General features: G+C 47.7%; 29 protein-coding genes. 16 read left to right on the top strand and 13 right to left on the bottom strand.

Annotated features, from left to right (window positions below; all coding sequences use genetic code 11):
* The coding region (locus AC1S52_RS30925; protein WP_482032897.1) for a hypothetical protein at positions 1-202 on the bottom strand (202 nt) is incomplete at its 3' end.
* Between the two features lie 286 nt (positions 203-488).
* Positions 489-974 (bottom strand): hypothetical protein, encoded by a 486-nt coding sequence (locus AC1S52_RS30920; RefSeq protein WP_482032896.1) that lies wholly within the window; start codon positions 972-974, stop codon positions 489-491.
* A 175-nt stretch (positions 975-1,149) separates the two neighbouring features.
* Here AC1S52_RS30920 and AC1S52_RS30915 point away from each other — a divergent pair, with 175 nt between their 5' ends.
* Positions 1,150-1,800, top strand: a complete 651-nt coding sequence (locus AC1S52_RS30915) for a hypothetical protein (protein ID WP_482032895.1) — start codon at positions 1,150-1,152, stop codon at positions 1,798-1,800.
* A gap of 27 nt (positions 1,801-1,827) precedes the next feature.
* Here the strand turns inward: AC1S52_RS30915 and AC1S52_RS30910 are convergent, their stop codons facing one another.
* Positions 1,828-3,162 carry a calcium-binding protein gene (locus AC1S52_RS30910; protein ID WP_482032894.1) on the bottom strand — a complete coding sequence of 445 codons (1,335 nt, stop codon included), beginning with the start codon at positions 3,160-3,162 and terminating at the stop codon, positions 1,828-1,830.
* A 470-nt stretch (positions 3,163-3,632) separates the two neighbouring features.
* Positions 3,633-4,001: a hypothetical protein gene (locus AC1S52_RS30905; RefSeq protein WP_482032893.1), complete on the bottom strand. Its 369-nt coding sequence runs from the start codon at positions 3,999-4,001 to the stop codon at positions 3,633-3,635.
* Between the two features lie 385 nt (positions 4,002-4,386).
* Here AC1S52_RS30905 and AC1S52_RS30900 point away from each other — a divergent pair, with 385 nt between their 5' ends.
* The 6 genes from AC1S52_RS30900 (at position 4,387) to AC1S52_RS30875 (ending at position 8,741) form a co-directional block, all read left to right on the top strand.
* Complete coding sequence (locus tag AC1S52_RS30900) at positions 4,387-4,878, top strand: hypothetical protein (RefSeq protein ID WP_482032892.1); 492 nt, start codon at positions 4,387-4,389, stop codon at positions 4,876-4,878.
* Between the two features lie 15 nt (positions 4,879-4,893).
* Positions 4,894-5,094, top strand: coding sequence for a hypothetical protein (locus AC1S52_RS30895; RefSeq protein ID WP_482032891.1), 201 nt, complete (start codon positions 4,894-4,896; stop codon positions 5,092-5,094).
* 9 nt (positions 5,095-5,103) lie between these two features.
* Positions 5,104-6,744: an AAA family ATPase gene (locus AC1S52_RS30890; protein WP_482032890.1), complete on the top strand. Its 1,641-nt coding sequence runs from the start codon at positions 5,104-5,106 to the stop codon at positions 6,742-6,744.
* A 69-nt stretch (positions 6,745-6,813) separates the two neighbouring features.
* Positions 6,814-7,653 carry a WGR domain-containing protein gene (locus tag AC1S52_RS30885; RefSeq protein WP_482032889.1) on the top strand — a complete coding sequence of 280 codons (840 nt, stop codon included), beginning with the start codon at positions 6,814-6,816 and terminating at the stop codon, positions 7,651-7,653.
* Positions 7,654-7,846: 193 nt separating this feature from the next.
* The gene (locus AC1S52_RS30880) at positions 7,847-8,053 is read left to right on the top strand and encodes a hypothetical protein (protein WP_482032888.1); all 207 of its coding nucleotides are present in this window, start codon (positions 7,847-7,849) and stop codon (positions 8,051-8,053) included.
* On the top strand, positions 8,031-8,741 hold the full coding sequence (locus AC1S52_RS30875; protein ID WP_482032887.1) for an Rpn family recombination-promoting nuclease/putative transposase: 711 nt from the start codon (positions 8,031-8,033) through the stop codon (positions 8,739-8,741). The genes AC1S52_RS30880 and AC1S52_RS30875 overlap by 23 nt, the downstream gene beginning before the upstream one ends.
* Positions 8,742-8,848: 107 nt before the next feature.
* Here AC1S52_RS30875 and AC1S52_RS30870 read toward each other — a convergent pair whose 3' ends face one another.
* Positions 8,849-9,445: a hypothetical protein gene (locus AC1S52_RS30870; protein ID WP_482032886.1), complete on the bottom strand. Its 597-nt coding sequence runs from the start codon at positions 9,443-9,445 to the stop codon at positions 8,849-8,851.
* Between the two features lie 21 nt (positions 9,446-9,466).
* On the opposite strand from AC1S52_RS30870, the gene AC1S52_RS30865 reads away from it, so the two are divergent.
* From AC1S52_RS30865 to avs2, 4 genes are all read left to right on the top strand, one after another.
* A complete protein-coding gene (locus tag AC1S52_RS30865) occupies positions 9,467-9,904 on the top strand; it encodes a hypothetical protein (protein WP_482032885.1) in 438 nt (145 codons plus the stop codon).
* 63 nt (positions 9,905-9,967) lie between these two features.
* Positions 9,968-10,513, top strand: coding sequence for a hypothetical protein (locus tag AC1S52_RS30860; protein ID WP_482032884.1), 546 nt, complete (start codon positions 9,968-9,970; stop codon positions 10,511-10,513).
* 53 nt (positions 10,514-10,566) lie between these two features.
* The gene (locus AC1S52_RS30855) at positions 10,567-11,031 is read left to right on the top strand and encodes a hypothetical protein (RefSeq protein WP_482032883.1); all 465 of its coding nucleotides are present in this window, start codon (positions 10,567-10,569) and stop codon (positions 11,029-11,031) included.
* Positions 11,032-11,124: 93 nt separating this feature from the next.
* Positions 11,125-15,711, top strand: a complete 4,587-nt coding sequence (gene avs2 / locus AC1S52_RS30850; RefSeq protein ID WP_482032882.1) for an AVAST type 2 anti-phage system protein Avs2 — start codon at positions 11,125-11,127, stop codon at positions 15,709-15,711.
* A 48-nt stretch (positions 15,712-15,759) separates the two neighbouring features.
* On the opposite strand, the gene AC1S52_RS30845 is transcribed toward avs2, so the two are convergent.
* On the bottom strand, positions 15,760-16,026 hold the full coding sequence (locus tag AC1S52_RS30845) for a hypothetical protein (RefSeq protein WP_482032881.1): 267 nt from the start codon (positions 16,024-16,026) through the stop codon (positions 15,760-15,762).
* A gap of 421 nt (positions 16,027-16,447) precedes the next feature.
* Here AC1S52_RS30845 and AC1S52_RS30840 point away from each other — a divergent pair, with 421 nt between their 5' ends.
* On the top strand, positions 16,448-16,957 hold the full coding sequence (locus AC1S52_RS30840; protein WP_482032880.1) for a CDI toxin immunity protein: 510 nt from the start codon (positions 16,448-16,450) through the stop codon (positions 16,955-16,957).
* 26 nt (positions 16,958-16,983) lie between these two features.
* Here AC1S52_RS30840 and AC1S52_RS30835 read toward each other — a convergent pair whose 3' ends face one another.
* The 7 genes from AC1S52_RS30835 to AC1S52_RS30805 form a co-directional block, all read right to left on the bottom strand.
* Complete coding sequence (locus AC1S52_RS30835; protein WP_482032879.1) at positions 16,984-17,550, bottom strand: hypothetical protein; 567 nt, start codon at positions 17,548-17,550, stop codon at positions 16,984-16,986.
* A 77-nt stretch (positions 17,551-17,627) separates the two neighbouring features.
* Positions 17,628-20,591: a hypothetical protein gene (locus AC1S52_RS30830; RefSeq protein WP_482032878.1), complete on the bottom strand. Its 2,964-nt coding sequence runs from the start codon at positions 20,589-20,591 to the stop codon at positions 17,628-17,630.
* A 43-nt stretch (positions 20,592-20,634) separates the two neighbouring features.
* A complete protein-coding gene (locus AC1S52_RS30825; RefSeq protein WP_482032877.1) occupies positions 20,635-20,901 on the bottom strand; it encodes a hypothetical protein in 267 nt (88 codons plus the stop codon).
* A gap of 6 nt (positions 20,902-20,907) precedes the next feature.
* Positions 20,908-21,456, bottom strand: coding sequence for a DUF2252 family protein (locus AC1S52_RS30820; protein ID WP_482032876.1), 549 nt, complete (start codon positions 21,454-21,456; stop codon positions 20,908-20,910).
* Positions 21,457-22,476: a hypothetical protein gene (locus AC1S52_RS30815; RefSeq protein ID WP_482032875.1), complete on the bottom strand. Its 1,020-nt coding sequence runs from the start codon at positions 22,474-22,476 to the stop codon at positions 21,457-21,459.
* Complete coding sequence (locus tag AC1S52_RS30810; RefSeq protein ID WP_482032874.1) at positions 22,473-22,733, bottom strand: hypothetical protein; 261 nt, start codon at positions 22,731-22,733, stop codon at positions 22,473-22,475. The genes AC1S52_RS30815 and AC1S52_RS30810 overlap by 4 nt, the downstream gene beginning before the upstream one ends.
* Before the next feature lie 188 nt (positions 22,734-22,921).
* Positions 22,922-23,713, bottom strand: coding sequence for a hypothetical protein (locus tag AC1S52_RS30805; protein ID WP_482032873.1), 792 nt, complete (start codon positions 23,711-23,713; stop codon positions 22,922-22,924).
* 154 nt (positions 23,714-23,867) lie between these two features.
* Here AC1S52_RS30805 and AC1S52_RS30800 point away from each other — a divergent pair, with 154 nt between their 5' ends.
* The 4 genes from AC1S52_RS30800 to AC1S52_RS30785 all read left to right on the top strand — a co-directional run bounded on the left by AC1S52_RS30800 (position 23,868) and on the right by AC1S52_RS30785 (position 25,999).
* Positions 23,868-24,065, top strand: coding sequence for a ribbon-helix-helix domain-containing protein (locus AC1S52_RS30800; RefSeq protein ID WP_482032872.1), 198 nt, complete (start codon positions 23,868-23,870; stop codon positions 24,063-24,065).
* Positions 24,066-24,077: 12 nt separating this feature from the next.
* Complete coding sequence (locus AC1S52_RS30795) at positions 24,078-24,656, top strand: hypothetical protein (RefSeq protein WP_482032871.1); 579 nt, start codon at positions 24,078-24,080, stop codon at positions 24,654-24,656.
* A 229-nt stretch (positions 24,657-24,885) separates the two neighbouring features.
* Positions 24,886-25,227 carry a hypothetical protein gene (locus tag AC1S52_RS30790; protein ID WP_482032870.1) on the top strand — a complete coding sequence of 114 codons (342 nt, stop codon included), beginning with the start codon at positions 24,886-24,888 and terminating at the stop codon, positions 25,225-25,227.
* 199 nt (positions 25,228-25,426) lie between these two features.
* A complete protein-coding gene (locus tag AC1S52_RS30785) occupies positions 25,427-25,999 on the top strand; it encodes a hypothetical protein (protein WP_482032869.1) in 573 nt (190 codons plus the stop codon).
* Positions 26,000-26,081: the final 82 nt, after the last annotated feature.

Below are 26,081 nucleotides of genomic sequence, written 5' to 3'. Positions count from 1 at the left end.
GGTGATGTTGATGGTGGTGATCAATCTCATCCCTCCTGGCTTGCAGAATTTGTTCGATGTTTCGTTGACTTTTAACAAATGATTTCAGCACATGGATGGTGAGTGCCCACTTCTGGTCATGGGGTATTTCTGGGATGTTGTTGTCCTCCATGATTAAATCACTGGCGAGATTGATAATTTCATCCGAGACCTTTGAGCGCATCCTGCTCAATGCATGTGGCTACGCTAATAAGTTTATCTCATCTAACAAAAAAGATAAAATATCATAAACAAAAATCGCAAATTCTGCAAGCCAGGAGGGATGAGATTGATCACCACCATCAACATCACCAAATTGAAGCAGAACGACACAATCTCAGGCACAGAGGAAAAAGGCAGATTACGGAGATTATTGCAATTTGAGCAGAGTATGCCCAATATCTCTATCAGTTTGCCCTGGAATCCTATACTTGAAATCTTTCAATAGCAGTGGGGCGATCTCATGGTATTCATCCAGATTCCAGGGTGTGGTGGCGGCTGGCAGAGAAATGAGATCCCGTCCACTTGGGAAAATACTCTCCTAACCGTTGGAAGGTTGCTACCAACCGTTGGTTCCGCTCTTCTTCTGTCCGCTCAATCCCAAGCGCTTTGTCTGCACGCCGTTCAATTGACTCGACCGCGCAAGCTCCCAATAACCGAGCCGCGACCGCATTCCCTGCGGTGGCTTCCTTCGTCCAAAAGGCGATCGCGAGATCAATCGGAATCAGGTTAATCCGGGTTCGCTCCCCTTCAACAGGCAGTTTTACGGGTGTGAAGTCCTTGTAGGGCAGTGCCTCTGGCGATTTTGAGCCTAAAAATTTACGGACGTAATTCTCGTCTTTCCCTGGCAACTCGCCTACCTGCGTCTGGCTAAGACCATACTCTCCATCGGGAAGTTGGAATACTTGCAGAATCCTATCTCCTAACTCAATTGTGGCTCGTCTCGCTTTGGTCACTGCACAACAAATTCAATCTTAGAAATCCACCTGCCCTAACCGTATTGGAAAGAACAAAAACACTACTCTGAACACTTTACCAGTGCTGAATGACTTTGACGTATAGTTTGATTGTTACATTTCAAGATTGGGGCAATACAATCGAGACAATCCACTCTCAAGAGAGCACCAAACTATGGCAGCCACAACCAAAAGAGCAAGAGCGACGATCGTCACCCAATCTAATATTGAGGATGCTCAATCATTCCTACAGGCACTGCCAGAAAAACCCAAAGAAGATTTATCACTCAAGGAAGCTGTTGAGAAGCTGAAAGTTCCACTTCAAGCAGCACTGGCAAAGGGCTACACCTATCCAGAATTGGCTGCTCTCTTGAAAGACAAAGGGATTCGTATCAGTGCCGCAACGTTGAAGAACTATGTCCCTACTGGAAAACGGAGAGGTAAAGGACAATCTCAAACCACTAAAACTCGTAAACAAGCCGCGAAACAGGTTGAGCCAGAAACTGCTTCGTTCCCTGAAGTGCCGCAAGATTTGCCTGATTCATCTTCCTCTGAGGAGCCGACATCTGCCACGACTCCCAAGCGACGTGGTAGAACAACAACGAAGACAGAGACAACCCGCAGTCCAAAAGAAACAGCAAAAGCAGCTATGAGTGAATCCTCTGAAAACTCTGCCGCTAAAACTGCTCCTCGGTCTCGTAGAGGTGCAGCAAAAACTCGCACCAGCCCAAAACCGACTACAAAGAGCGCAACCAGTCAGCGCACCTCTGCTGCTCCTCGCTCCAAATCCAGTAGAACTCGCAAAACGGGAACAGCAGAGGCATAAGAATCAGATTGGACTTGGAAAAAGCAGCTATGCCTGAAGTGCAAAGTTGTTTGCAGTAAGGTCTCCAGCAAAACCCTCTAAGGTGGCAAACTGGGCACCCACACCTAACCCTGCCTCAGCACCGTTCGCGTTGTAGAACAGGCTAGTGCCCGTTGAACCACGAACTGCCACAATCAAAGCGTCGCTATTCGCAACATCTGCCTCGCTATCCACAATGGTGAACTCGGAGCCTTGGCTAAATCCTTCACCTTTACCACTTTGCAGGGAAGCAAAAGTTGTTTTACTCAAAGCAATTTTGTCTTCTCCAGCATTGAAATCTTTGATGATATCTAAACCTGGATTGGCTTGACCGAAAGATGCACCAGAACCGAACACAAACTGGTCCAGTCCTGCACCGCCTTCCAGGAGGTCATTCCCTAAAAAGCCGCTCAGGATGTCATCGCCCTCGCCACCCTGCAACGTATCGTCAACCAATCCACCTTGCAGGATATCATTGCCGACATCGCCAGATGCGTACAATTGAGCGGTGGCTTGGATGCCCTGTAAGGTGTCGTTACCCTCACCACCCGTAAACTGAACGGAGGACACGTTTGCGTGCGTCAGGTCTGATACGGTGAAAGAGTCATCACCCGCCAGACCGTTGACTTCAACTCCTTCAACCCCATCTGATTTGACAGTAAAGGGCTTCAGGTTTGAACGCTCCAGAACTGCCTGCCCCTGGGCATCCTGGGTAAGGGTCAAGGCATCACCATCTGTGGCTCCATTGATCTCACTGATATCATGCCCGATGCCTCCGTCGATCGCATCACTGCCATCGCCATTGTTCCAAACAAAGCGATCGCTGCCCTCACCACCGAACAGGGTATCTGTGCCAGCCGCGCCACTGAGAGAATCATTGCCCTCTCCACTGAACACGAGATCATCTCCGTTGCCACTATTGATTACATCATTACCCCCAAAGTCAGCCAGGATGTCATTGCCATCAGTTCCCTGGAGATTGTCATGATTGGGCGTTCCGATAATGGGATTGGATGGGGGAGTAATTGCTGTGTTGGCAACAACAGTAGCTCCAGGAGCAGGAACAGGAGTAGACCCAGGAACAGGTGTGACACCAACCTGTCCACCAGGTACTTGGTTGAGGTCAGTTCCGGTATCAGGTTGTAAATTTTCATTGGGGGCACCCCCGTTCACGCCTTTCCCTTCACTTGCGACGAGGGTGTCATTTCCATCTCGCCCAAGCAGAAAATCATTTCCTTGGTTCTGTCCGACCAAAAGGTTGTTATCGGACGTACCTTCTTGCACCAAACGGGAGCGATCTCCATACTCTTGATTGCTTTCGAGAATTTCAGCAAGCTTTGACATAATACTCTCCAAATTGTCTGAATAACCCTGCTGCGAAGCATCGCTATCAACCTCAAAGGATTGATAGCGACTTGCCGCTGGAATTACTTGAACCTGAAAAGCCTGATTGAACCCGCAGCAACAGCAGAAGCTGCCAAAAATTTCAGCAACGACAGTCGTTACTTGCTGCTACCCAGGGTTTGTTTCCACTACAGGGAGTAGTCTAGCTACGCTCGAATCTTCCCCAGAGTACCCACCTAAAGCCATAGAAATGGGCACTTCCTTCTCATGGTATAGCTGAATCTAATCAGCGAAAGATACGTGGAGAAACTTCGCTCTATAGGCATAGTGATATTGGCTTTCCATCCCTTCCAAGACGGATTTTATTTCGTCTGTAGAGCTTTAGAGCAAGAACTTTGAGGATTTCAGCACAATCAAGTACTGCTGTCTTGTGAACATCCGTTGGCTAAACTCCAAATCAATCATCTCGACTAAGACAAAATTACAGAATCGCATCCATTCAGAACTGCCAAACGGTAGAGAACATCGAGTAGAGGCATTCGCAACAGTTGCGCGGGTGAGAGGTTCAACCGTGTCAGGGTCTCAGGAGAGTAAATTGCTTCAATTGTGAGAGTTAAATCAATTTCGCCTCGTCCTTGTGATTCGACCAATTGAGACGCGGATAGCTCAAGTCTGTCAGCAAGACCTTTGAAGCCTTCCCAGCCTGTAGATGTAGCTGAAATTGAGCGAGTCTTTTTTATCTGATCATACCGAGGCTTTGAGCCAGAGCGATTGAGATTCGCCAATGAGTTAGGGCTACCGTGCTTTCCCCTGCGCTTCGTGCGTTTGGTTTCCACCATAGAAGTCATCTCCAATCAATTACCCCTAAGCGCTCTTCGTTATTATACGTATTTTATCGATTTTAATCGGCTTTGTTTCTCGTGAAAACACATAATTTCTAGAATAAAAGGTTGATGTTTTTCGACATAGTATGTATATTATAGAAAAAGAACTCGATAGGACTCCAGAGCCAAGAAGTATGGGGAAACTGCTGAAACCGCAGCCACCAGGGATGAAACCGATGCCCAGCAAGGCTTAAAACTGCATTGATCGCGCCTTCATTTCATTTCAAATCAATTGAACAGACAAGACCCGTTAGTAATGCCCCTGGACTGTCAGAGATTAGGGGCTTTTCTTTGAAGTCGAAGGAGATACCATGTCCACTTTGCAGATATCAAAACGCAGTTGAATGATCACCAAGCCTTGATCAACGGCTTACGAGAGATGGGGTTTCTGATTGAGGCTGTATCCATCTCTCCTGAAATGACCGCAAAACAAGTTGCGAAAGCGGCTCTGCGCTATGTCAACAGTTACAACGACTCACGCCGCGCTCATATCATTGCTCGTCATCTCAAGTTAAGGGAAAAACATACTGCGATCGGGTTCTTGTGGGACTCCAATGCTGGAGTGTACACCTTACAATGTGACTCCTACGAGATTCGCCATAGCGAATACGGCAGTGAGTTTGACTACTCTCAACTAACCGATGAGGCAATCCAAACCCTGCTAAATTACCGAGTTCAGTTGGAGCATGACCGAGCCGGGGTGTTACTCAAATATCCCCCCAGCAATTTTGTGGTGGTTGAGCAGCGGATTGATAACGAAATTACCTTCACCATCAAGCCGAAGCCACAGATCCAGCAAACCATCAGCCATTCCATCGGTAGTGCAGTTTAATTTTGGAGTCCAATCATGCAAGAACAGCCAACCATTATTGTCAAGCTAAAGCTCGGTCAGCCAATGCATACAGAAGTCAAAGGGGTAAAGGGTGAAGGGTGCAAAGTACTCACCAAACCATTGCAAGCGATGGGTGATGTGGAGAATTTCACTGCAAAACCAGAACTGTACGAACAGCCTACTACCCAAACCAATGTCATTCAGCAACGTTTGTAGGAGATCACTATGTCACTTGACATCGAACTCATTAAAAATCGCCTGAATGCAGCGTCTGGCATGATCGCAATCAATAGCCCGAATGCTGTTGAAGATGAACTGATCACCAAACTAGTCGTTGAGGTTGCAGAGCCACTGGATTATCAAACCTACTACTGGAATCTTACGAAATTACTCCGGCAGGTGACGCTGACTCGCGATCGCAAGAGTGGCGCAATGACAGGCATCAAGAAAAATCCAGTCGAGGGCTTTGTGACGGACAATCCAGTAACAGGGTTGTTTCAGCACATCCGAGACTGTAAGGAGCAAGCTCTGTTTCTGATTGCCAATGTTCATGAGTTCCTACCAGAAGGACTCCAGCCCAATCTTTTTGTGCTACAAGATTTGATTGACCTGTGCCGGGAAATTAAACGGTCGGACAAACGCATTATTCTCATCGGCGATCACCTGCGTCTGAGTCATCACTTCGACGGGGCGATCTTCGAGATGGATAATCCCCTGCCAACTGAAACCGAGCGAGAACAAAACCTGGAGTTTCGTTTGGCTGACATCAAGGCTCAATCGAGAGGAAAAGTCCAGATTGCACTGTCTCAACCAGGCAAACAGAACTTGATTCGGGCAATGGGAGGCATTACCAAAGAAGAAGCCGATGATTTGCTGTTAGAAGCCTCAATTACCCATAAGACAATCACCGACAACACCGCAGAATTCATCAAACTCCGCCGCACTGCCAAGATGAAAAAGCGTGGAATTGAGACGCTCGATCTCCCTACAGTTCGGGCTGAGGGATTAGAAAACCTCGATCGCTGGCTCGACCGCAAAGGCAAGATGTTTTCTCCCAAAGCACAGGAGTATGGATTGGACTTGCCGGGTGGTTGCCTGATTGTTGGTGTGCAGGGCACCGGAAAATCGCTGGCAGTTAAAAACATGGCGGTTACCTGGCAGATGCCCGTGTTCAACATGAACATCGGACGCATGATGGATAAGCACGTTGGCGGTTCTGAGGAAAACCTGGACAAATTTCTCAAAGAGGTTGAATCCCAAACCTGCATCGTCTGTATTGAGGAATTAGACAAGCAGTTCGCCGCAATCGCCAAAGGCACCGTTGGCGGTGATGGTGGCACATCCCAACGACTGTTAGGAACATTTCTACAATGGCTTAACGACAAGCGGGAACGTCGTGTTCCGGTATTTGTGGTGGCGACGGCTAACCGAGTCGATCATCTCCCCAGTGAGGTGCTACGGGTGGGGCGATGGGATGCCACGTTCTATGTTGGACTACCTAAGCGCACTGCTCGAACCAAAATTCTCAAGGCTCACATGCAACGACGCAAAATCAGCTTACCCGATGAGCAACTCGCCCAGATTGCCGCTGCAACCGAGGGCTTCAATGGAGCTGAGTTAGAGCAACTGGTTGTGACCTGTGCCGAAGAAGCTTTTATCGCGGATCGACCCGGACAAGTCAGTTTAGATGAGTTCATTCAAGCCGCATTAGTTGCCCCTGTACAAAGCCGCAATCCAGATGAACAGGAGAAGAACCGACGCTTAGAGGAATGGGCAAGGCAGTCTGCAATTCCGGCATCCTCTGAGGTTGATCAACCGATTGAGCCTGAGTTGGACTACGCCTCTGATCGGAAAGCCAAATTCTAAACCTATCACAAGGGGAAATGGATTGAACCATTCCCCTTTCAAACCATTCAATCACTCGTGAGAAAAGCGATGATGACAACCGATAGATCAGACTTAAGCAATGCGGTTCGGACAGTCAAACTAATCTGTGTTGACCCGACCGAGAACCACAATAAGCAATGGGCAGCCTGGGTGCTACCGAATGGCGATCTCTACGTTGAATACGGACGAGTGAACTATCCCCAACGTCCCCACACCTATGCCTGTCGCTCGGTAGCAGTCGCTCAGAATAAGCTGCGACAACTCCTGGCTGAGAAGCACGGCAAAGGCTACGCTCCAGTCGAGGTCGATGAACAGCCCGAATCGACTCTGGACTTTTATAACCTGGGCGCTGACTATGCCGACCAGATTCACGAGCAGATGAACTTACTGAACTTTAAGGCACAAACGATTACACGCTTTAGTGCAGTGGAGTTTGACGCAGATAAGGGACTCTTTCAAACCCAAATGGGAGTCATTTCCCGTCGCACGATCGCCCAAGCCAGAATTGCCTTACGACAGATTGAACAGCGGCTTGACAGTCGTTCAAGATTTAACGACCACGCTTACCTGGAGGCTGTTTCTGAATATCTTTCAGCCATTCCGCTCAAAGTCGGCATGAAGTTGGAGCCACGCCGAATTTTAGGCAATGCCGCTCATGTCAACCAGCAGGCGCAAGTCCTGGATACTCTGGGCGAGTGCTTGAACGTGATATCTGAAGTTCGGACACTAATTGAAACGGCGATCGCTAGCAGCAGTGAAGTTGGCAGTGATGAACGCGCCCGCTGGCTCCGGTGGGGAGACTTTGGTAACTTCAGTTCTAATCCAGAAACAGGAACCAACGAGACTCGATTTTCCGGCGAAGAACGCGCTCAATGGGTTCGGTGGTAACGCTCTTGCCAGAGACATGAAGCAATAGATGTCCAACAAACAACTATTCTGCCAGTTTAAGGACTTAATGCCATGTTGTTGCTGGAACCTGAAACGTAATTCAGGTAGAAGTTTCAGGATTTTCATTCTTTGGATAGGCTTAAACAGCTATTTGCTTAAACCTTACTTCCCAGTCAACTGGTACAATCGCACCATGTTTGACAATGTTTCTAAGTTTCTCATCGAGCAATATTCACCCGACTTCGCCAGTTGGCTCATCGGTGAACCCATTGCCCTAACCGAACTAAGTCCATCGGAACTCTCGCTGGAACCGATTCGCGCCGAAATGCTCCCGGAAGCTGACAAGGCTTGTCCCGTGCTTCCGGGAGCATTTTGCCTTGATTCTGCTGCAATCGGCTGATGTAGTCCTGCACTGCGAGTTTCAAACTGACCCTGACTCCACCATGCCCTTTCGGATGGCAGATTACGCACTACGGGTGTTTAGGCGGTTTCCTCAAAAACGACTGGTGCAAGTGGTGGTTTATTTGCGACCCACTGATTCTGAATTGGTGCAACAAACCACATTTATCGCCAATCGCTTGCGCCATGAGTTTGAGGTAGTGCGGTTGTGGGAGCAGTCCACCGAGATTTTCTTTCAACGTCCTGGACTATTGCCTTACGCAGCTTTGAGTCAAGCGAGCAATCGCGCCTCCGTTTTGCGGGAAGTGGCAGAAGCCATTGATGCACTGACCGATCGGCAGCAGCAGAGTAACCTGGCTGCTGCCAGTGGCATATTAGCTGGGCTAGTATTAGACAAGCAAGTGATTCGGCGCGTGTTGCGGAGGGAACTGATGCAAGAGTCTGTAATTTATCAGGAACTACGAGAAGAAGCTCGCGAGGAAGTGCGCCAGGAAATCCGCCAAGAAGAAGCCCGATCGCTCATCCTACGCCTATTGACTCGAAAAGTGGGTGAGGTTCCGATGACGACAAAATCGCAAATCGAAGCTCTCGACCTGACTCAACTAGAGGATTTAGGAGAGGCATTGTTGAACTTTGCAACGTTGGCTGATTTAAGCGGGTGGTTAGAGCGTTCGCGCAGCGTTCCCTAGATCAACGCTCACTCAACTCAGATTTGCTGCTTGCGATCGCAATTGACCGCAAAGTAATCCATCTTTTTGGATGCCCCTGTCAAGCTGAGCCTCTACAGTGAATTTGATCAGCTTTGCTGAACGCGAGAAAGACGATGGAGAACCTCGATAACCGTCAGTTGCATGAGTTGAGTTGGAGTTAAATCCAACTTTTTTAATGTCTCAGTGCTGCATAATTGCTCGATCGTCATCATCAAGTCAATCTCTCCTCGTCCCTGAGCTTCAATTAAATCTGAGTTCGAGCGACCAATGCGATCGGCGATCTGACTAAATCCCTCCCACCCTTTGTCAGTCACAGAGACATTGTGCCGCTTTTTTTCCTCCCCTTCATACGCAAGCTGCCTACCTTCCCGGTTCAAATTCGCTAGCGAATTTGGGTTGCGGTGCTTCCCCCTGCCGTTACTTGTACCAGCTTTACTAGAACCCGACTTTTTCGCAGCCATTACTAAAACCATACCTGTTCTCCTCATTATCCAGCTTCTCGGATCTAGCGCAAACGGCATCTGCACAACCCCTTCATCAACGGTCAGTAATTTCCCAGTTAAAATTATCCAGTTTTTACACACTTTTTTGAAAAAGAGGGTCGTCTTATCAACATAGTGTGTATAATGCAGATAAGACAACAGAGCAGCAGAGAGCGCAACTGCTTCAAGAGCGCCCGCCACTCTCTCCAGAGAGTATGACCCGTGAAAAAGGGGAGCGACACCCCGGCGGACGGACTGAAGAAACCGCTTGGCGGAACAGCAGAATACAAGCGCTTTGTTGCCAGTGCCCTTGAACAAAAAAAGAGAGCACTTCACCAGAAATGCCCGACCTTAGAAAAGGATGTTCTGAGTATGTCATTTATCGCTGACTGTTGCTTGGCTGATCGGGATCAACGAGATCAGCAAGTTTTGGAAGCCATTGAACCCGACTTCTACGAAGGCAAAGCAGATTTTGCTTTCGGGAAGATGCCGACACAACCGAATAATCAAGTTTACCTGGCTGGCTGGATGAGCGCCCTGCGCGAAGGCATTCGCTTTGAGGGAGAGATTGCAGTTTACCCAGAAGCGACGTACCGAGCGAATGCGACGAGTGATTTGAATGGCGCGATTTTTGCAAACGTTCCGTTCGTTGAGTTTTAAAGCAGCAAACGAGGAGGGGCGCTATTGCCCCTTCTCGTTCACCTGAATTAGGAGCTTTTAGTGATGGCAAAAGTTGTTAGCCCGATCAGTGCAAAAGTCGAAGTTATTGGGAAATTGAAGGACGGAGATTATGGACCGTACCGCTCCGTGCTGTTTCTAGATCAGTCTCAACCCGAAGGATCAGAAGCCGCCAAAATCTGGAAGTCTTTGAGTGATGAAGAGACCAAACCCTTACGCAAGGGAGTCATGGTGCAACTGATTCCAGCCGGGAGTGATAAAAACGGCAATGTCAAACACAACATTGTACTGCTGGATACTCAAAACACTTCTCCACTCACTGCGAGTGCTTCAACGACACCCCCCGTTATTCCACAGCGACCCGATGCACCACCGCTTTGGTCAGATGACCAGAAATGTCAGCTATCGGCGGCGGTGTGTGATCACACTGACTTATTCCGGTTTTGCCTGGAAACCGTAAAAGGCAAAATCGCTGACTTGGCAGATCACCGAGACCATCGGGCGATCGCAACCACAGTCTATTTGCAAGTACTCCGGCAAGAACCCACAGAAGCCGTTACGCCAGAAGATTCTCCCAAATCAGGAGAGTAGCCCTTGGAGAGCCGTTGTTGGCTCTTCCTCTATTACTGACTGGATTTGTTTGCATGAAGTTTTTTGTCTGGCTGACGATCGCGATAGTCGGCATGAAAGTTGCCACAGGTCAGTCAAGCCTGCACATTCACCCTCATCACAGCGAAGTTCCTGACCGAGACCCATTGCGAACTCGCGTATTGTCTAGACCTAAACGAAGAAGGGGGAAGTCAATGGAACCGAATTTGAATCAACACGCACTGAACAAAATGTCGGATGCCCAACGGGAAATGGCACAAGCATTCAGCCACTACCAACAATTGCTGAACGCGGTTGAAACGTCATTTGCTGCATTCCAAGAGGCAAGCGACACCAGCATCAACCGAGATTGTCCGCAATACCAGATGATTGCAGATGAGTTGAGTGGGGCTTACGGTGAGTTGTTCGGAGCACTGAGATTGCTCATGGTGCCGTACATAGTTCAACAATCTATGTTGCTTTTACCCCTTTTTGAAAAACCAGGTATCCCACCTTTGTAACTCAATACAGCAGCAGAATACAGAACTTGTGCCACAATATTGTTTCACACCTTTAAGCCTTAGACGGGGATTTTATTAAGGAGTAGGTAGAAAATGTCGAGTAGCATTAATTGGCAGAATCTTCGTTCCTGGAATGGCTCACAACATTCCGCTTTTGAGGAACTCTGCTGCCAACTTGCTGCGTATGAAAAACCATTATCTTCTAACTCTACCTTTATTCGTAAAGGTGCTCCAGATGCCGGAATAGAATGCTTTTGGCGTTTGCCTAACTTAGAGGAGCAAGCTTGGCAGGCTAAATTCTTTATCTCAGTGGAGGAGAGCCAATGGAAACAACTAGACGAATCAGTCAAGACAGCCTTAAACAAGCATCCTAAATTGATTTCCTATACTGTTTGTCTGCCAATTGATCGCCAAGATCCCCGTATCGATCAACAGAAGTGGTTTATGGACAGGTGGAATGACCGCACAGAGAAGTGGCAGGAATGGGCACAGCACAAAGGGATGGTTGTTAACTTCCATTACTGGGGAGAGTATGAGATTTTTGAAAGATTAACTCGTGAAGAGCATAGAGGACGATATTTATTTTGGTTTAGAGCCGAACTATTTAGTCAACGTTGGTTTCAAGCTCGATTGGATGAAGCGATCTCTAATGCAGGAACACGATATTCGCCGGAACTAAATATCAATTTACCAGTTGCTAGATTGTTTGATGGTTTGGGGAGAACAACAGATTTTTTCCATCGATTAAAGATCTTAAAGGGAAAAATCAAGAAAGTAAGTTCCAGTGCAATTTCCTCAGAAAAGGACACATCTGCAAAAACAATTTCTGAATTATTACAGGGAAGAATTACTCAACTTCTTTCAGTTCTGAATGGACTAGATGCGATCTGCGTAACTCAAATAGACTTCACTACCATATCAACTCTTGCTTCTGAATCCCATGAAAAAGTCTATGAGTATATGAGAGTACTGAGACAAAGTGAAGAGAGAAATCAACCTGCATCAGAGCCGAAATCAAATAGTTATGCTTACCAGACTCACCAACTTCGCAAATTAGCACAAGAACTGACTTATTTAGAAGATCTAGCACGAAGTAGTGAAGCCAAACTTGCCAATGTGGCAGCACTATTGCTACGTGGTACTGCTGGTACAGGCAAAACTCATTTGTTGTGTGATGTTGCTCAACATAGAGTTTCTTCTGATTTACCTACGGTTTTGTTACTGGGTGAGCAGTTTAATGATGATGAACCTTGGTCACAAGTTATTGGACTTTTGGGGCTATCCTGCACAAAGGAAGAATTTTTGGGTGCTTTAGAATCTGCTGCTCAAGCAAGGAGAGTGAAAGCATTAATTTTAATTGACGCTTTAAATGAGGGCGACGGAAAGAAGCTTTGGAGAAAGCATCTCGCAGGCATATTAACAACTTTATCCAACTTCCCTCATTTGGGAATCGCAATCAGTGTTCGGACCCCTTATGAAGATATCATAATTCCTCAACATCTTGGAAACGATCGTCTGATACGAGAAACTCATTATGGTTTTGCTCAGCATGAGTACCAAGCAACTCGAATATTTTTCGACTACTTTGGAATCAAACGCCCTAGCGTACCACTGCTAAATCCTGAGTTTGAGAATCCACTATTCCTGAAACTCTTCTGTCTCGGACTCAAAAATCAAGGATGGACAGAAGTACGGCCTGGATTTTATGGAATTACGTCAGTCTTCAATTTTCTGGTCGATTCAGTCAACACAAAACTTGCTAATGAGGAATATTTAAACTTTGATGAGAAGTTAATGATAGTTCAACGAGCAGTTCAAAACCTTTCAGAGGTAATGGCAGAAAGTAACAGACAATGGCTACCTCGTGAAGAGGCACAAACCATCGTCAATGCCCTACTTCCACGTGAAGGCTATTTCAATACTCTATTCAGATATCTGCTGGTTGAGGGCATTATCGCTGAAGATCGCTTTTGGCAGGGAAATGACGAGCTTGTAGATGGAATTCGATTTTCATATGAGCGATTTTCTGATCATCTGATTGTTAAGCATTTACTCGAAAAGTATCTTAATTCTGATAATCCGTTGGCAGCATTTCTCCCAACAAGCCAATTAGGTCAATTGCTGAAGGATTATCAGAGTTGCTGTAGAAACCGTGGACTTTTAGAAGCTTTTCTAATTCAGGTTCCAGAGCTTATTGGCAAAGAGCTTATTGAGGTTGCCCCCTACTGTGCTGATTATTCCATTGTGCGTGATTCATTCGCCCAAAGCTTGATTTGGCGCGATCCCAGTTCAATTTCAGAAACGACACGCCAGTACATCAATTCGCACATCGCTCGACATGAGGAATCCCACAATCTTCTGTTAGATGCTTTTTTAACAGTAGCCTCTAACCCAAATCACCCATACAACGCTGACTTTCTACATCAACGTCTTAAACAGGATAAGATGCCTGATAGAGATGCGTGGTGGTCAACGTTTCTCCACTATCAGTATGGGCAGTATGGGGCAATTGATCGTCTAGTAGACTGGGCATGGACAGCAGAAGATAAAAGCCATATTGATGATGAAGCAATCCGATTATGTGCGATCGCCCTTGCCTGGTTTCTGACAACATCTAATCGCTTTTTACGCGACCGTGCAACAAAAGCTCTCGTTGCATTGCTCACCCCACGTATTCATATTCTAAGACAGGTTATATCAGAGTTCTTAACTATAGATGATTGGTATGTTTTAGAACGTCTCTATGCTGTTGCATATGGATGTGCAATGCGAAGTATAGATGACTCCGCAATCACACAACTTGCTCAGGATGTATACGACTGGGTATTTAAGAACGGTGAGCCAATTCCCCATATTCTGTTGAGAGACTATGCACGTGGTGTGATTGAAGTTGCATTAAACCGCAGCATCACACTAAAGTTTGATGCCTCTCGTATTAAACCGCCTTACAAAAGTGCATGGATCTCCCACATCCCTTCAAAGAATGAACTAGAAGAGTATACTGCTCAGGCAAAGAAAACGCTTGAAGAGCATAACTATGAGGATAGCCCACACATGAATTATTGGCGGAGCGTTTTTTCCATCGAACACTCTGTTTTAAGCTGGGGCGACTTTGCACGTTATGTTATTGGCACAAATTCCTCTAGTTTTTCCTGGTCTTCTCGAAGATTGGATGAGCCACCAACTCCAAGAGAAATATATGAAGCCTTTTTAGAATCTCTAACAGACAGGCAGAAAAAAGCTTGGGAACGTTACCACACCGTTTTAGAAAACGTAAACTACTACCACGAATTGAGCACCGAAGAACGAATTGAAATCTTTAAAGGTGAATTTACTGAACAGGAATTAGAGACGACGATTACTGAAGTACAGCAATCACTGCGTAAAGCTCTTGGAAAAAAGAAAACTCAAATTTTTGATGAGTTTGTTCTATCCTATTCTGAATCTTCTCAGGAGCGTGAACCTACCTTTGATCACAGCATCGCCCAACGTTGGATTTTTTGGCGTGTTTTTGATCTTGGTTGGACTGTAGAACGTTTCGGCTGGTTTGACAGCATGCAGAGTTCTCGTGGACGAGCAGCAAATAAAGCCGAAAGAATTGGCAAGAAGTATCAATGGCTTGCCTATCATGAGTTTTTAGCGCGAGTGTCAGATAACTTTAGGTTTAGAAAGGATGAGTGGAACTCAGTTGACAATAAAGGATACGATGGTCCGTGGCAACGGTATAAGCGTGATATTGACCCATCCTGTCTTCTAAAAAGTACTAGGCGAAACGACTGGGAAGAGCAAAATAGACCTTGGTGGTTTGCCACTCCCTATGATTCCTGGAGGGAACATTCTAATAATGCTGATTGGCTGCGGGAAAAAGATGATCTTCCTGCTATTAAACCAATTATCGATATTGTTAACCCTAAAGATAGTTCTCGCTGGTTAGCCCTGGAAAATCACAGCTCATGGGATGAACCAGTCTCAGTCGGGGAAGATCGATTATCGCAGCGACAAATCTGGTACATGGTCAAGAGCTACTTTGTCCGCAAAGAAGAGCTTGACTGTGTGTATGATTGGGCAGTACAACAGAACTTTATGGGGCGTTGGATGCCAGAGTCTCATGAACTTTCTCAAGTATTTCTGGGGGAGTTTTTCTGGTCGCCAGCCTTCAAATATCACAACGTTCCATATTTCAGTCATGATGGCTGGACATCCGGATATCATGATCAAATTCCCAAAAAAGTTTTGGTGACAACTGACCAGTATTTAGCTGAGAGTTCCGGTTTTGATTGTTCAGTTGATGAATCATACAGCATTTATCTACCAACCCAGTTTCTAGCCAATCAAATGAAGCTTAGGTGGAATGGGATTGAAGGCTATTTCTTTGATCAGACCGATAATCTGATTGCTTTTGACCCCTCCGTAAGAGAAGCGGGTCCAACAGCATGTCTCATAAACCGCGAGGCGTTTCTGCACTTTTTAGATCGAAATGGCTACGACATAGTATGGACATTTCTCGGTGAGAAAATCATTCTAAATGGTCAACCTCTTCATGCAAGATTAGAGTTGAGTGGAGCTTTCCGCTTGAGAAAAGAACGGTTAGAGGGAATAGTTAACTACAAATTGAATCCTTGGAAAAGTGCTAATGAAGATACCTGTAAGGAATTAACTGGTAGATTTGAAATCAACTAATATTGAACTAATGAGAAGATTCCCAAAAAGCCTACTAAATATAAGAGACTACAGCAAACGCAACTGCCCCAACAACTCAAGTTTTGTCTGCACAAAACTTTGTTGAGGAGAGGGTTGAATAAACTTAATCGCACAAGATCCGCAAAGTGCCAGATAGCCACCACTGCCATCGGACATCGCCTTCATAATGAACGGTTGGATTGAATCACAAGGGCTATCTGACTTCTGGTCGCGATCGCGCCAGTGCTGACTTGTCAGCCCTCCCAATAAATCAAGCCGTTGCTCATTCCCAATTCGATCTATAAAATCATCCATTGATTCCCCAGGTCGCAGACACTCACGTTGACAAGCAGGATTTTAGCAGCGCCAGTTGGCGGATTCTTTTACTTGCTGCCGAGCCACTTTATCAGCCACCTTCCCTGACATTGAATCACTCCTCAAACCATGTCACCGTTGGCGAGGGTGGTTGAAATGGGTTCAACTACCCTAACCTCTCCTCATTCTGGTTCAACTTCTGGGTTTTGGCGTAACATCCATCAAATTCAGCCTGGGCTAACCCCTCACTGCGTCATCAAGTTCTATCAGCCCAATAGTTTGGCTGTCGTTGGAGATGCATCACAGCAACAACCAGGAAGCTATCGCCTTGACTCTGATAGACAATGCCATAAGAGAATCCCATTTTTGCACTAAGTGGGACAAATGATAGTTTGGAGAGAAGGTTGAGCACGATCGCGAAATGGATAGAACGACCCAACAAGTGCAACTACGGCAGAAGATCCGTCAACTCAAGCGGCAGCATGATAACCAGGCGGCTCAACAAACCCTTGAGCAGCTAGGCATTGCGAGCGATCGCTGCACCTGGCTGGTACCGGACGATCCACAGGCGATCGACTGTGTGGAGTGGTTGAAGTATGCCTTTCCCTGGCAATGGTCGCAAATTGATTGGGCAAACGTTCCCGGCAGTCTTTGTTTTGAGTGTCAAAAAGATCCACAACTTGTGGCAGTGCTTGAGCAACTTTGCCAGCAGCTTCAATTGGGCAATCCAACGGTGATAGTGGTCTGGTTCAATGCCCGCAATCCCATCTTGCAGATGGCGCTATCGACGGTGCAGCAAAACGTACTTGCCCTGTTCAGCCACGATTGGGATACCTGGATTGGGTCACCCCAAGTAGGTTGGTGCATTGAATGTCATCACGAGGGAACGCTTTGCTTTGGGTATGGTGTGATCGACGATGGGGTTGCCTAATGCAAGGTAGCACCCATTGATGAGTTTTAGAAGAAGCAATCTGCGATCCAGCCAGATTGATAAGCATCCAACTTATTTTGGGACATAGGATCAGTTGCCGGAGCAAGCGGCATTGAGTTAACGACTTCATACCAAACGACCCCGTCACTCTTGATTCTCCGCCCGGTCAGCCAAATCGTTTGCCCAGCATCAACGGCACCCAAAATTGCATTGGAATCCATTGCAGGGTACTGCCTGAAGTTTGCCCCACTACTGGGCGCTCCATTGCAATAATCGGAAATCCGGTAAGTGCGGTAGGAAGCATTCCATCGCTGATCAGGATTGTTGGATGCAACAGATTGCTCCATTGGCAATGCACCACTCATGAGTTGGTTGGTTGCAGTCTCTGGTGCAAAACTAGTTAACCCAGAATCAGGGATACCTGTTTGCTGGCTCAAGCCCCCTGTTGCATGGCTAGAAGCATAAGCATCTCTAGAATCTTTCGTATTTGCATAAAACGCAACTCCAGCGACAACGATTGTCACAAGACCTGCCATTGTCAGCAGTGAATTAAATAATTGTTTCCCTCGTGCTGATGAAGTGCTGTTTGTCATCGTTGACCTCCTTTTAGCAGAAAGAATATCTACTAAGAAATGAATGCTGAAGTTGTTCAAAATGCTTTAGCTAGAATTTACTGATTCATGTCTTTAATCAGTTTTTCAACTAAATGCTTAACCCCTTCTTTGCCGTTGTAAGGCTTGGCATACGGGTTAACGGCTTTCCCCCAAATCACCGTGCAAATCTCAAACGGTTTGGTGTACCCTTGCCCAATGAGTTGAGTGATTCGTGCTTTAGCACTCTCGAATAACCTGGCTGAACTTGCCATTGAAGACCACGGCAGAACAGGCTCAAAACTTGTTTCACTTGAGACATCATTTACTCCCTCTGATGGGGAGGAGAGGGAGGGTTGACCAGGGGAAGAGGATGAATTGTGATCTGCATTTTTGGAGTCCGATCGCGGCAAAACCTGGTCATCTGACCCAACCTCTGTAACCTCTCCAACCTGGTTAAGCTGGTCAGAACCTACTTCTGGCAGAGTTTCATCTGAAGAGAAGCTCTCAACCTCATCAGGTTGCCAGTCTTGATCATGATTGCAAGCCTCATCAACCTGGCTCAAGTTATTTCCAGAAGAAGTTTTCAGGTCATTCTGAGAGTTATCCTCACCCTGGTTAGAGCCTAATCCCTGGAGTAACCGTGCCACTTCATCGGGAGGAAGGTTGTTCAGGTAGGGAAGTTTCAAATCAAACTCCCCGTCAAGATACTCTTGAACCTTGCCAAAGCCGTAGCCAGTTGGGGGTTTAGAAGGATCAGAGTTTGTCTCGAAGTGAGTCTCGTCATCAAGATTAATCGTGTCTAATTCCTCCTCCTGGATGGTTCCTGCCGCAGGTTCTGGTTCTGATAATTGGGAAGTGGTCACTTCTTTGACGGCATAGGTTCCAGGCACAGGCATCGTGGCAATAAAGGGGCGTTTTCCAGGCATTTTGATCAGACAAAAATATTCGTCGCCTCGCGCCACCCGCATGTGGTATTGAGACAACCAAAACTCTTTGTCAGCCGCGCTCACTTTACCTTTCAACTCCTCATCCAAGGCACGGGGAATGTTCTCGCCAATGAAGATGTTGACGGACTGATCGAAGTCATCTCGGTTGAGTCCTAAACGGCTGCACAAGGGGGATTGTGCCACGTATAAAACCTTCAGCCCTTTGCCTTTCTTCCTGGTCAAACCACGACCCAACTTCAATCCCTTTCGCAACATCCGAGCCAGGTTTCGCTGCATCGATAGCTGCCCGCGTCCGGGTGGATCGATGTCATCCCGCAGCCGCGCTTCATCCATCAAGATTTCAGCTTCATCGAGGGCGAATAATTCAGCCGGAAACTCTCGAATCGGTCTGCCTGCATCTTTATCCACTCGTGCTTGAATAAACCGGGAGTCCACTAACCGCTCTAACTTGCCTACCCCGACTAAACACTCATCCGCCCCTTTGAAGTTCGGTTCAAAGGTCGTCCATTCGGTAAAGGGATATTTAGGATCGGCTAAAGTCACTCTCAAGGTGCCAAACACCGCTCTCAGTGCCCCAACCAGGTTATCTGCCAGGGTGGATTTACCAGAGTCAGTCGGTCCAGTAATCCGAAAGTGGTTGCCTGTTTCTGCGACCAACAGCAGCCAGTTGGGGTCAGACTCAATAATCTGGGGTTCCTTAGCGCGTTTACGCTCCTGGGCTTGAGCTTCCCAGTCGATACCAGAAATGTCGATCACCAGCTTGATGCCACCATAAACCATCTCCACTTTGGGTCTGGACTCACACCCTGGAACAACCGCTTTCACCCCGTCATGCAACCGGGTATCGATGAGTTTGAAGGCATCCACCAGGTTGGTGATATATTCTGGTTCGTCTGCACCCCGGTTTTTGTTAACCACCGGATCAACCGGCAGAATCGTGAAGGTCAGTTCAAATTTGTTGTGGGGCTTGGGTTCAACCACCGGGCGCTTGACAATGATGCCGTGCTGATGGAACAGGTCGATCACCTTATCTGCCAGCAGTTCTTCATGGGTTGCCCCAGAGGTTTTATCGGGCTGCTTGAGCTTGTATGCTTCGGTCATTGCTTTATTTGCCACAGCGGAGTAAAGCTGTTCTCGCTCAGACCATAACCGTTCAAAGTTTTCACCCATCTGAACTTCAAGCTCTTTGAGTCGGGTTTCTTCAGCGAGTACCCGTTGCTCCAGTTGTTCTTCAAACGCCAGTTCGCGATCGCGCAATGCCTGCTCCCGCGCTTGCAGCTCCTGGAGGTGCTCTTGATATTGCTGGGCAAGACTGCCCTCTAGCGTGACCTCTCGTGTCTCTAAAGCCTCTTTTTGCTGGGCTAGAGCCTGTTTTTGTTGGGTCAACCATTGGTCAAGTTGCTGGTGCTCCTCCTGGATCTGATGACGTTGGGTCTCTAATTGCTCCTGTTGACGCTGAAATTGCATTTCTTTGAGGGCAATGTTGTCCCGCTCCTGGTTCAGTTGCTCCAGTGCGGCTGCCTGTACCTGGGTCAACTCCAGGTTGAGCGCCTCTACTTGACGTTGCCACTCAATCGCGACTCCTTGAGATTGCTCCATCTGGACACGAAATTGCTGAAGCTGTTGCTCATGGCGGTATGTGAGTTGATTTATCTGCTCTTGAGCGGCGGCAAGATACCGATCATGAATTGTTTGCCGCTCATCTTGATGCTGAAGTTGAAGCTGATAAATGGATTCCTCATACTGCTGCTGCAAGCGAGTTGCCGTCGCAGTAACCGCCGCCCTCACTTGCATCTCCAGGCTGTTTTGCCGTTTTTCCTCTGCTTCCTCAACTTTGCCGTACAACGCTACTGCTGCAAACGCAGAGGTTAAACCGCCCCATTGCAAGACGTTCCAAAACCAGCGGTTATTTTGGTCGGATGGAATGACAAAGGTGAAGACCGTGGCGATCGCGAGAGCCGTTAGACCGTGCGCGGCTTTTTGGGTATAACCAACCTCTGTCCCCAATTGGGATGGAACAGTACCTCCAAGCTCATCATTGCCATCCTCCATCCAGGAGTTGGGAGTTGAGTGACGGTAAACTTGATCGACCATAGGGCTTGCACCTTGATTCGGCTTGCAAAGAAAGGAGTGAGAATTAGCCAGAGATCATCGATTCCCAAAGACTGAGCGCAAACCCTGCCAAACCTGCTGGGGTGTAGAGGTTGAGATGGGTTTGATAGTCCTGCCAAAATCGGCTGCCCTGAAGTACTGTTGCATAGAAAAGAACCATCCCACCCAGAAAGGCAATTAGAAAAATTGCCATGTTGGGCAGTGGTAACGACGATGCCAAGATCCACTGCACGAGAGTCGTGCTGCGATTGAGCAAGAAGAAGGTGGCAACCGCGATCGCTAAGCGTTTCATCAGAAATTACCTGAACAACTGCCGGACATTTCCTTCTAAGCCCCGCTCCACCTTGGTGGCTCTCGCGCCAATTCCTGCGGTGGAGTAGTTGGCAAACTGAGAAATCAATCCTCGCAGTTTGAGGATTTCCTGGTCGTCCAGATTCTTTTGATCCGTCGAATCCACCTTCATCTGCATGGCTGCAAGCTTGGTAGAAATTCCCTGGCGATGGAGATCCCATTCAAAGGGAGCCGCTGCTGCATCATCAAATGCCATTGCCGCTTGGAACCGCTTCTGGATCAGCTTGTTGACGACAATTGAAAAGTCTTGCTTCGTCATCTCAACGCCCACTTCAGCAATGCCAATCTCAATCAGGCGTTGATCGAGTACATGGTAGTCACGAGCCAGTTCCGCTTGGGCGATCGCCAGCATTACACCTCGATGCTCACGCTTGACATTTTCCAAAGCCACTTGAAATTCGGCTTCGGTTAGGTGCCGAGTTTGAGGTCGCTTTTGGTACGAGGTGATGGAGGGACGATGGCTACTGGGTCTTTGAGAGTAGTTCGGTTCTTTCATTCAGAGCTTCTCCAGGGATGGAACAGTGGAGTTAATCAGGGCAATAGGAGCCGCAGGGGACAGGGATGAGGAGGGTCTGAAAATGGCGATTCCAGCAGAGACAACAATCCAGACCGCAAAGGCAACGAGTGGTAATCCCAAGCAGGTCGCAAAGATCAGCGTGGGCAGATCTGCGCCTTCGAGCCAGATTTCGACGCTCTGCCGCCATCCCTGGCTCTCGTTGACTACTGCATTTGCTACTTGAACTTGAGCGATCGCGTTGCCAGTGGTTTTGACAGAGCCTTGAGCAGCATCAGAGACAACCTGTTGAGCGTTCGTTACGCCTTGAATCAGTTGCAAATCAGACTCTCTTTGCCACTTCAATGCGTCTAGAATCTGCTGACCATTGGGAGTGGTTGGTTCAGGAACCCTGGTTGTAGCAGTCGCCGCATAAACCGCACGCTCAATCTCTGGGCGCAGGACGTTCGCAAGCTCCTGAGCAACCTGGGATCTCGACAAAGCTCCATCAGGAGTGATGGGCGACTGATGGTCTGCCCGATGAACATCATGAAAGCTCGTCTGGGAGTGATGGGGATGCAGCATTCCCGGTTGATGAAGGGATTCGGTCATCCCAGTAGGCATCGGATGAATTGCAACCAACGAACCACGAGGCAAAACCTCTGTTGGAGAAGAGGTTTGCGGAGGTTGGGGGGATGGAGGGGAAGATTGAAACCCACCGAAGGGTTGATGGGTCTGACTCCAAGCCATCAAAGCTTGCTTAAACAACTGCCCTTCAGAGGTTCCCAGCAGGTCTGCGATCGCGTACAACCCTGCCAGGGTAATAAAGGTGCGACCGAGTTGCTCAATATAGTGTTGCCCACTGGTAAGCCGACCTAAAGCCTGATTGAGATAGGGTTCTCGGTCTACACCAATGCCAAACGCTCCAGCCAGCATTCGGTAAGGAAACAAAGCTCCATGCTGAGGATCAGGGATGACATGCTTAATCCAGGTTTGGGGGTTGTATTGGGAACTGAACGTCATAGGTTGTCTCCTGATTTATCTCCAGAAAGTGAGAGAAGCACACCCCCGTTGCTAAAAGCAGTCATTAAGGGGCTGGATGAGAGCGACCTGCCCTCTAAAACGCTGAGGTGCAGCAAATAAGCCGTGAGAGCCTGATTGGTCAGATCATCCAGGCTTTGGGTTGGGTAAGCATCGAGAACCTGTTGCAATCGCCGGAATAAGGTTTCTGAAATGGTAATTTCAAGGGCGATTGGAGCTTCAAGGGTGGTTGTGGACATAGATGCATTCTTTGTAATTTTGATGGGGTGAGGTTTAGAAACTGATTGGTAGCTCCCACGAAGGTTTCATTGCTTAGGGAAAATCGTTGAAGTAGGCAGCTTTGGTGCATTTGGGGTTTGCGGCAAATAGGCTACGCACCAAGCAAGGGCAAACGTAAGCATCACCAGCACAGCAATCGCGATCGGCATCAGGCAGATTGTTGCTGGGGTGGCTCGGCGGGGATAGACAGTAAGCCCAGCTTTTTTGCCAATTCCACCCGTGCCGATTCGGTTGCTTGCATCATGCTGCCGATTTCGGCGATCGCCAGTTCCGTTCCCAACCGCGAGCCTTTTTGAGTGGCATGCTGTTTGAGAGCATCTTCGAGGGTCTGATCGTTGCTGACAAACTGCTGGAGGGTCGTGTTCAGGCTGGTAATGGCTTCAGCGAGTCGTTGGGTGGAATCAACCACGGTCAGATTCAGGGGTTGAATCTCCTGCACAGGAAGCGGTACCTCAGACTCTCGCAGAGTAATGACTGCAATTGCTGGAGGATCGGCAGCTTGCTTCTGGGACTGAGAGGCTTGGTAAGCCTCGACCAAATCAGGATTTTGCTCCCAAAGCTGGGCTTTCCAGGCTTCAAAGGGTAAGCCAGAGGTGCGATACCCACCCATCAGTTCGATGCACAAAGGGGTATACCGCTCGTCAGGCAATTTCAAGTCGGCTTCAGTAAACCAGGGACAGGCATCTTTGACCTTCTGAAACCACTGCTGAACTGATTTTCGGGACACCCCGTAATACTGGGCGATCGCCTTCGTGAATTGCGGCTCGGCTGGTCGCCAAAGAGGAGGATGAGCATTCGTACTACCTTCGCGGGAAGTGGCAGGGGAAGTCGCAGCCACCTTGCTGAAGGCTTCTTGGGTGGGTGGCAGATCGAGTTCCTGCGAAAAGGTAAGCGAGTCTGTCATCGGCTCAACTACCGATAAATCAGGGTATTCAGTCATGTTCGTAAGCCTTTAAGAAAGGTTCGCGGGTAGTAACTGGCGAAGTGGTAGGGAGGAGTATCCAGTTCCTACGAATTAGGCTAACATAGGTTCAGCACTTGTCAACACTGTGTTGAACTATCTCGCACGTAGCTGAACAGGGAGTAATATTGCAATGAACACAATTTTTTGCTTGCTGGATGTGCCGACCAGGAAACCCCGTATATCCGTTGTTGTTGATGAAGATTTGTTGCGCTATTTGGAGCAATGGGCAAGTTCCGAAGAGCGCAGCGTATCCAACTTAGTTGTGTTTCTTCTTAAACAGGCTGTTGAAGCGAGAGAGGCAAATCAACAGCCCAAACAGGATAAGTAAGGGTTCATCAACATGGCAGATTCAGTTAAAGCATCTCGCTCTAATGTCCAACTTGGCTCTTTCACCGTTGACGGCTTCATGCTGCCCGATGGCTCCTATCGAATGAGCCAGGCTCAAGCCGCAGAAGCGATCGAGGAAGCCCCCGTTTACGCATTACGCTTTCTACAATCAAAGGACTCCAAAGCTTTACTGGGAGAGGCTTATACGGATTACACTCCAGAATCAGTCGAGGTAGAACCAGAACCGGGCAAGCGAGGGCAGACCCGGATCAATGCCCTTCCACTAGAAGTCGTTACAGCGTATTGGCTCACCAGAGCCTACAAAGGTAACAAAAAAGCTTTCATTCTCAGTTGGGCGTTGCTCACCGAATCACTGGAGCGACGGTTTGACAATGCTTTTGGGGTAGTCAGGTCAGAATCGGAGCGTAACGATCGATTAAGTCAGCAAGTTCAAGCCCTGGAAAGGAATTTAACAAAGCTGGGAGAAGCCTACGCTCAGGAAGATGAGATCCGGAATCGACTGACTTACTACGAGCAGTGGTTCCAGCAAAACGGAATCGATCCCTGGGAACCACCTACCTCTGAACAGTAAAGGCGATCGCCCTAAGACCATTTGAATATTAAACGTTGAAAACCTTTACCTGCTTTGGCTATCCCTACAAGCTAAAGCGGTAGATCGGTACAATTTTGCATCAGGAGTAATGCAGCCTTAGCCTGTCCCAAGCCAGGTTGAAAATGCAGAGGGAGCCAATGAGAAAGCGATCGCCCTCTTTCCACGGATAGCGATCGCCCTCTAAATGTCCTTAACAGACTTATAACTTATGATACCAAGACATTCCCGGCAAGGCACACCCCTTGCACCGGATCAGATTTTTAGTGCCGGATTTCGCGATGGGATGAACCGCCGCATCCCTCATCCGCAATTTCAGGATAACTTCCATTACCTGAAAGGCTACGCCGAAGGTTGTTGTTCTATCCCCAATAACCCCACGCTAATAGCTTTCTGTCAAATGCCCAGCCTCGACTCTGCTTTGCAATCCATTCAACACTGGGAGCAAGACCGGGAACGCTTTGGTTTTGGCTTTGTTGCCCTCGGTTATCGCAATAGTTGTTGGATCGTGCTGGTCTCCAAAGACTTACACGATGCGGCGTTGCCCTTTTAATGCCCTTCTAAACCAGTCCGAACCAATCGCGATCGCATAGGCACTTGCGCCATGCGATCACACCTTACCTCAATCCGGAACCCACCGTTGTCGTGGGTCATTTTCTAATGCAAGTTTTTACCCTTGAGACGGTCGAACGCTGCCCTGCCTTTCAGGTCGCTACCCCTTCAAGTTCTCGATCCACAGAGGTGTGTCCACGATGAGCGATAAAACACTCGAAACAAACTCAATTCCCATTCCACCGCAACTAGCAGGACGGCTCAAACAAACTCTTGGCAAAACAGGAAATGGATTCGATGAGGGAGCATTCCTGCAACAACTGCACTACTGGACGCTCAACGCTGCAACAACAGGTTGGATGATCGACGGAACTAAATGGATCTACAACTCACTTAAGTCTTGGCAAGAACAATTCCCCTGGATGAGTGAGTATGGGTTGAGAAAAGCGATCGCTAATCTGAAAAAGCTTGGATTGATTCAGACGGCACAACATTGGATTTCTTGCTGCAAGCGAGTGATGTTCTACCGAATCGATTACGAAAGGTTGAATACATTTGCAGAAGACTTTTGCGATCTGGTCGCACCTCGATTTGTGAACAGCGATCACATCGATGCGCGATCTAGTCGCATTACAAATACAGAAACTTCTCCAGAAACTTCTTTCTCAGAACAACAAACGGATGTTGTTTCAGATATGAATTTATATCTTGAAGCAGAAGTGTTGAAAGAAAGCTTAAGACAAGAAAAAAGGGGTCAGAAAATAGTATTCTGACCCCTATCAAATAAAAAATTCTGTCTGATGCTATCGTCGTTTCCCAATATTGTCAAATCGGTAGTCAAAGCGACTGTCGCCG

This window comes from Kovacikia sp. CALU 1929 (assembly GCF_056784235.1).
This window is presented reverse-complemented; position numbering and strand designations above follow the sequence as displayed.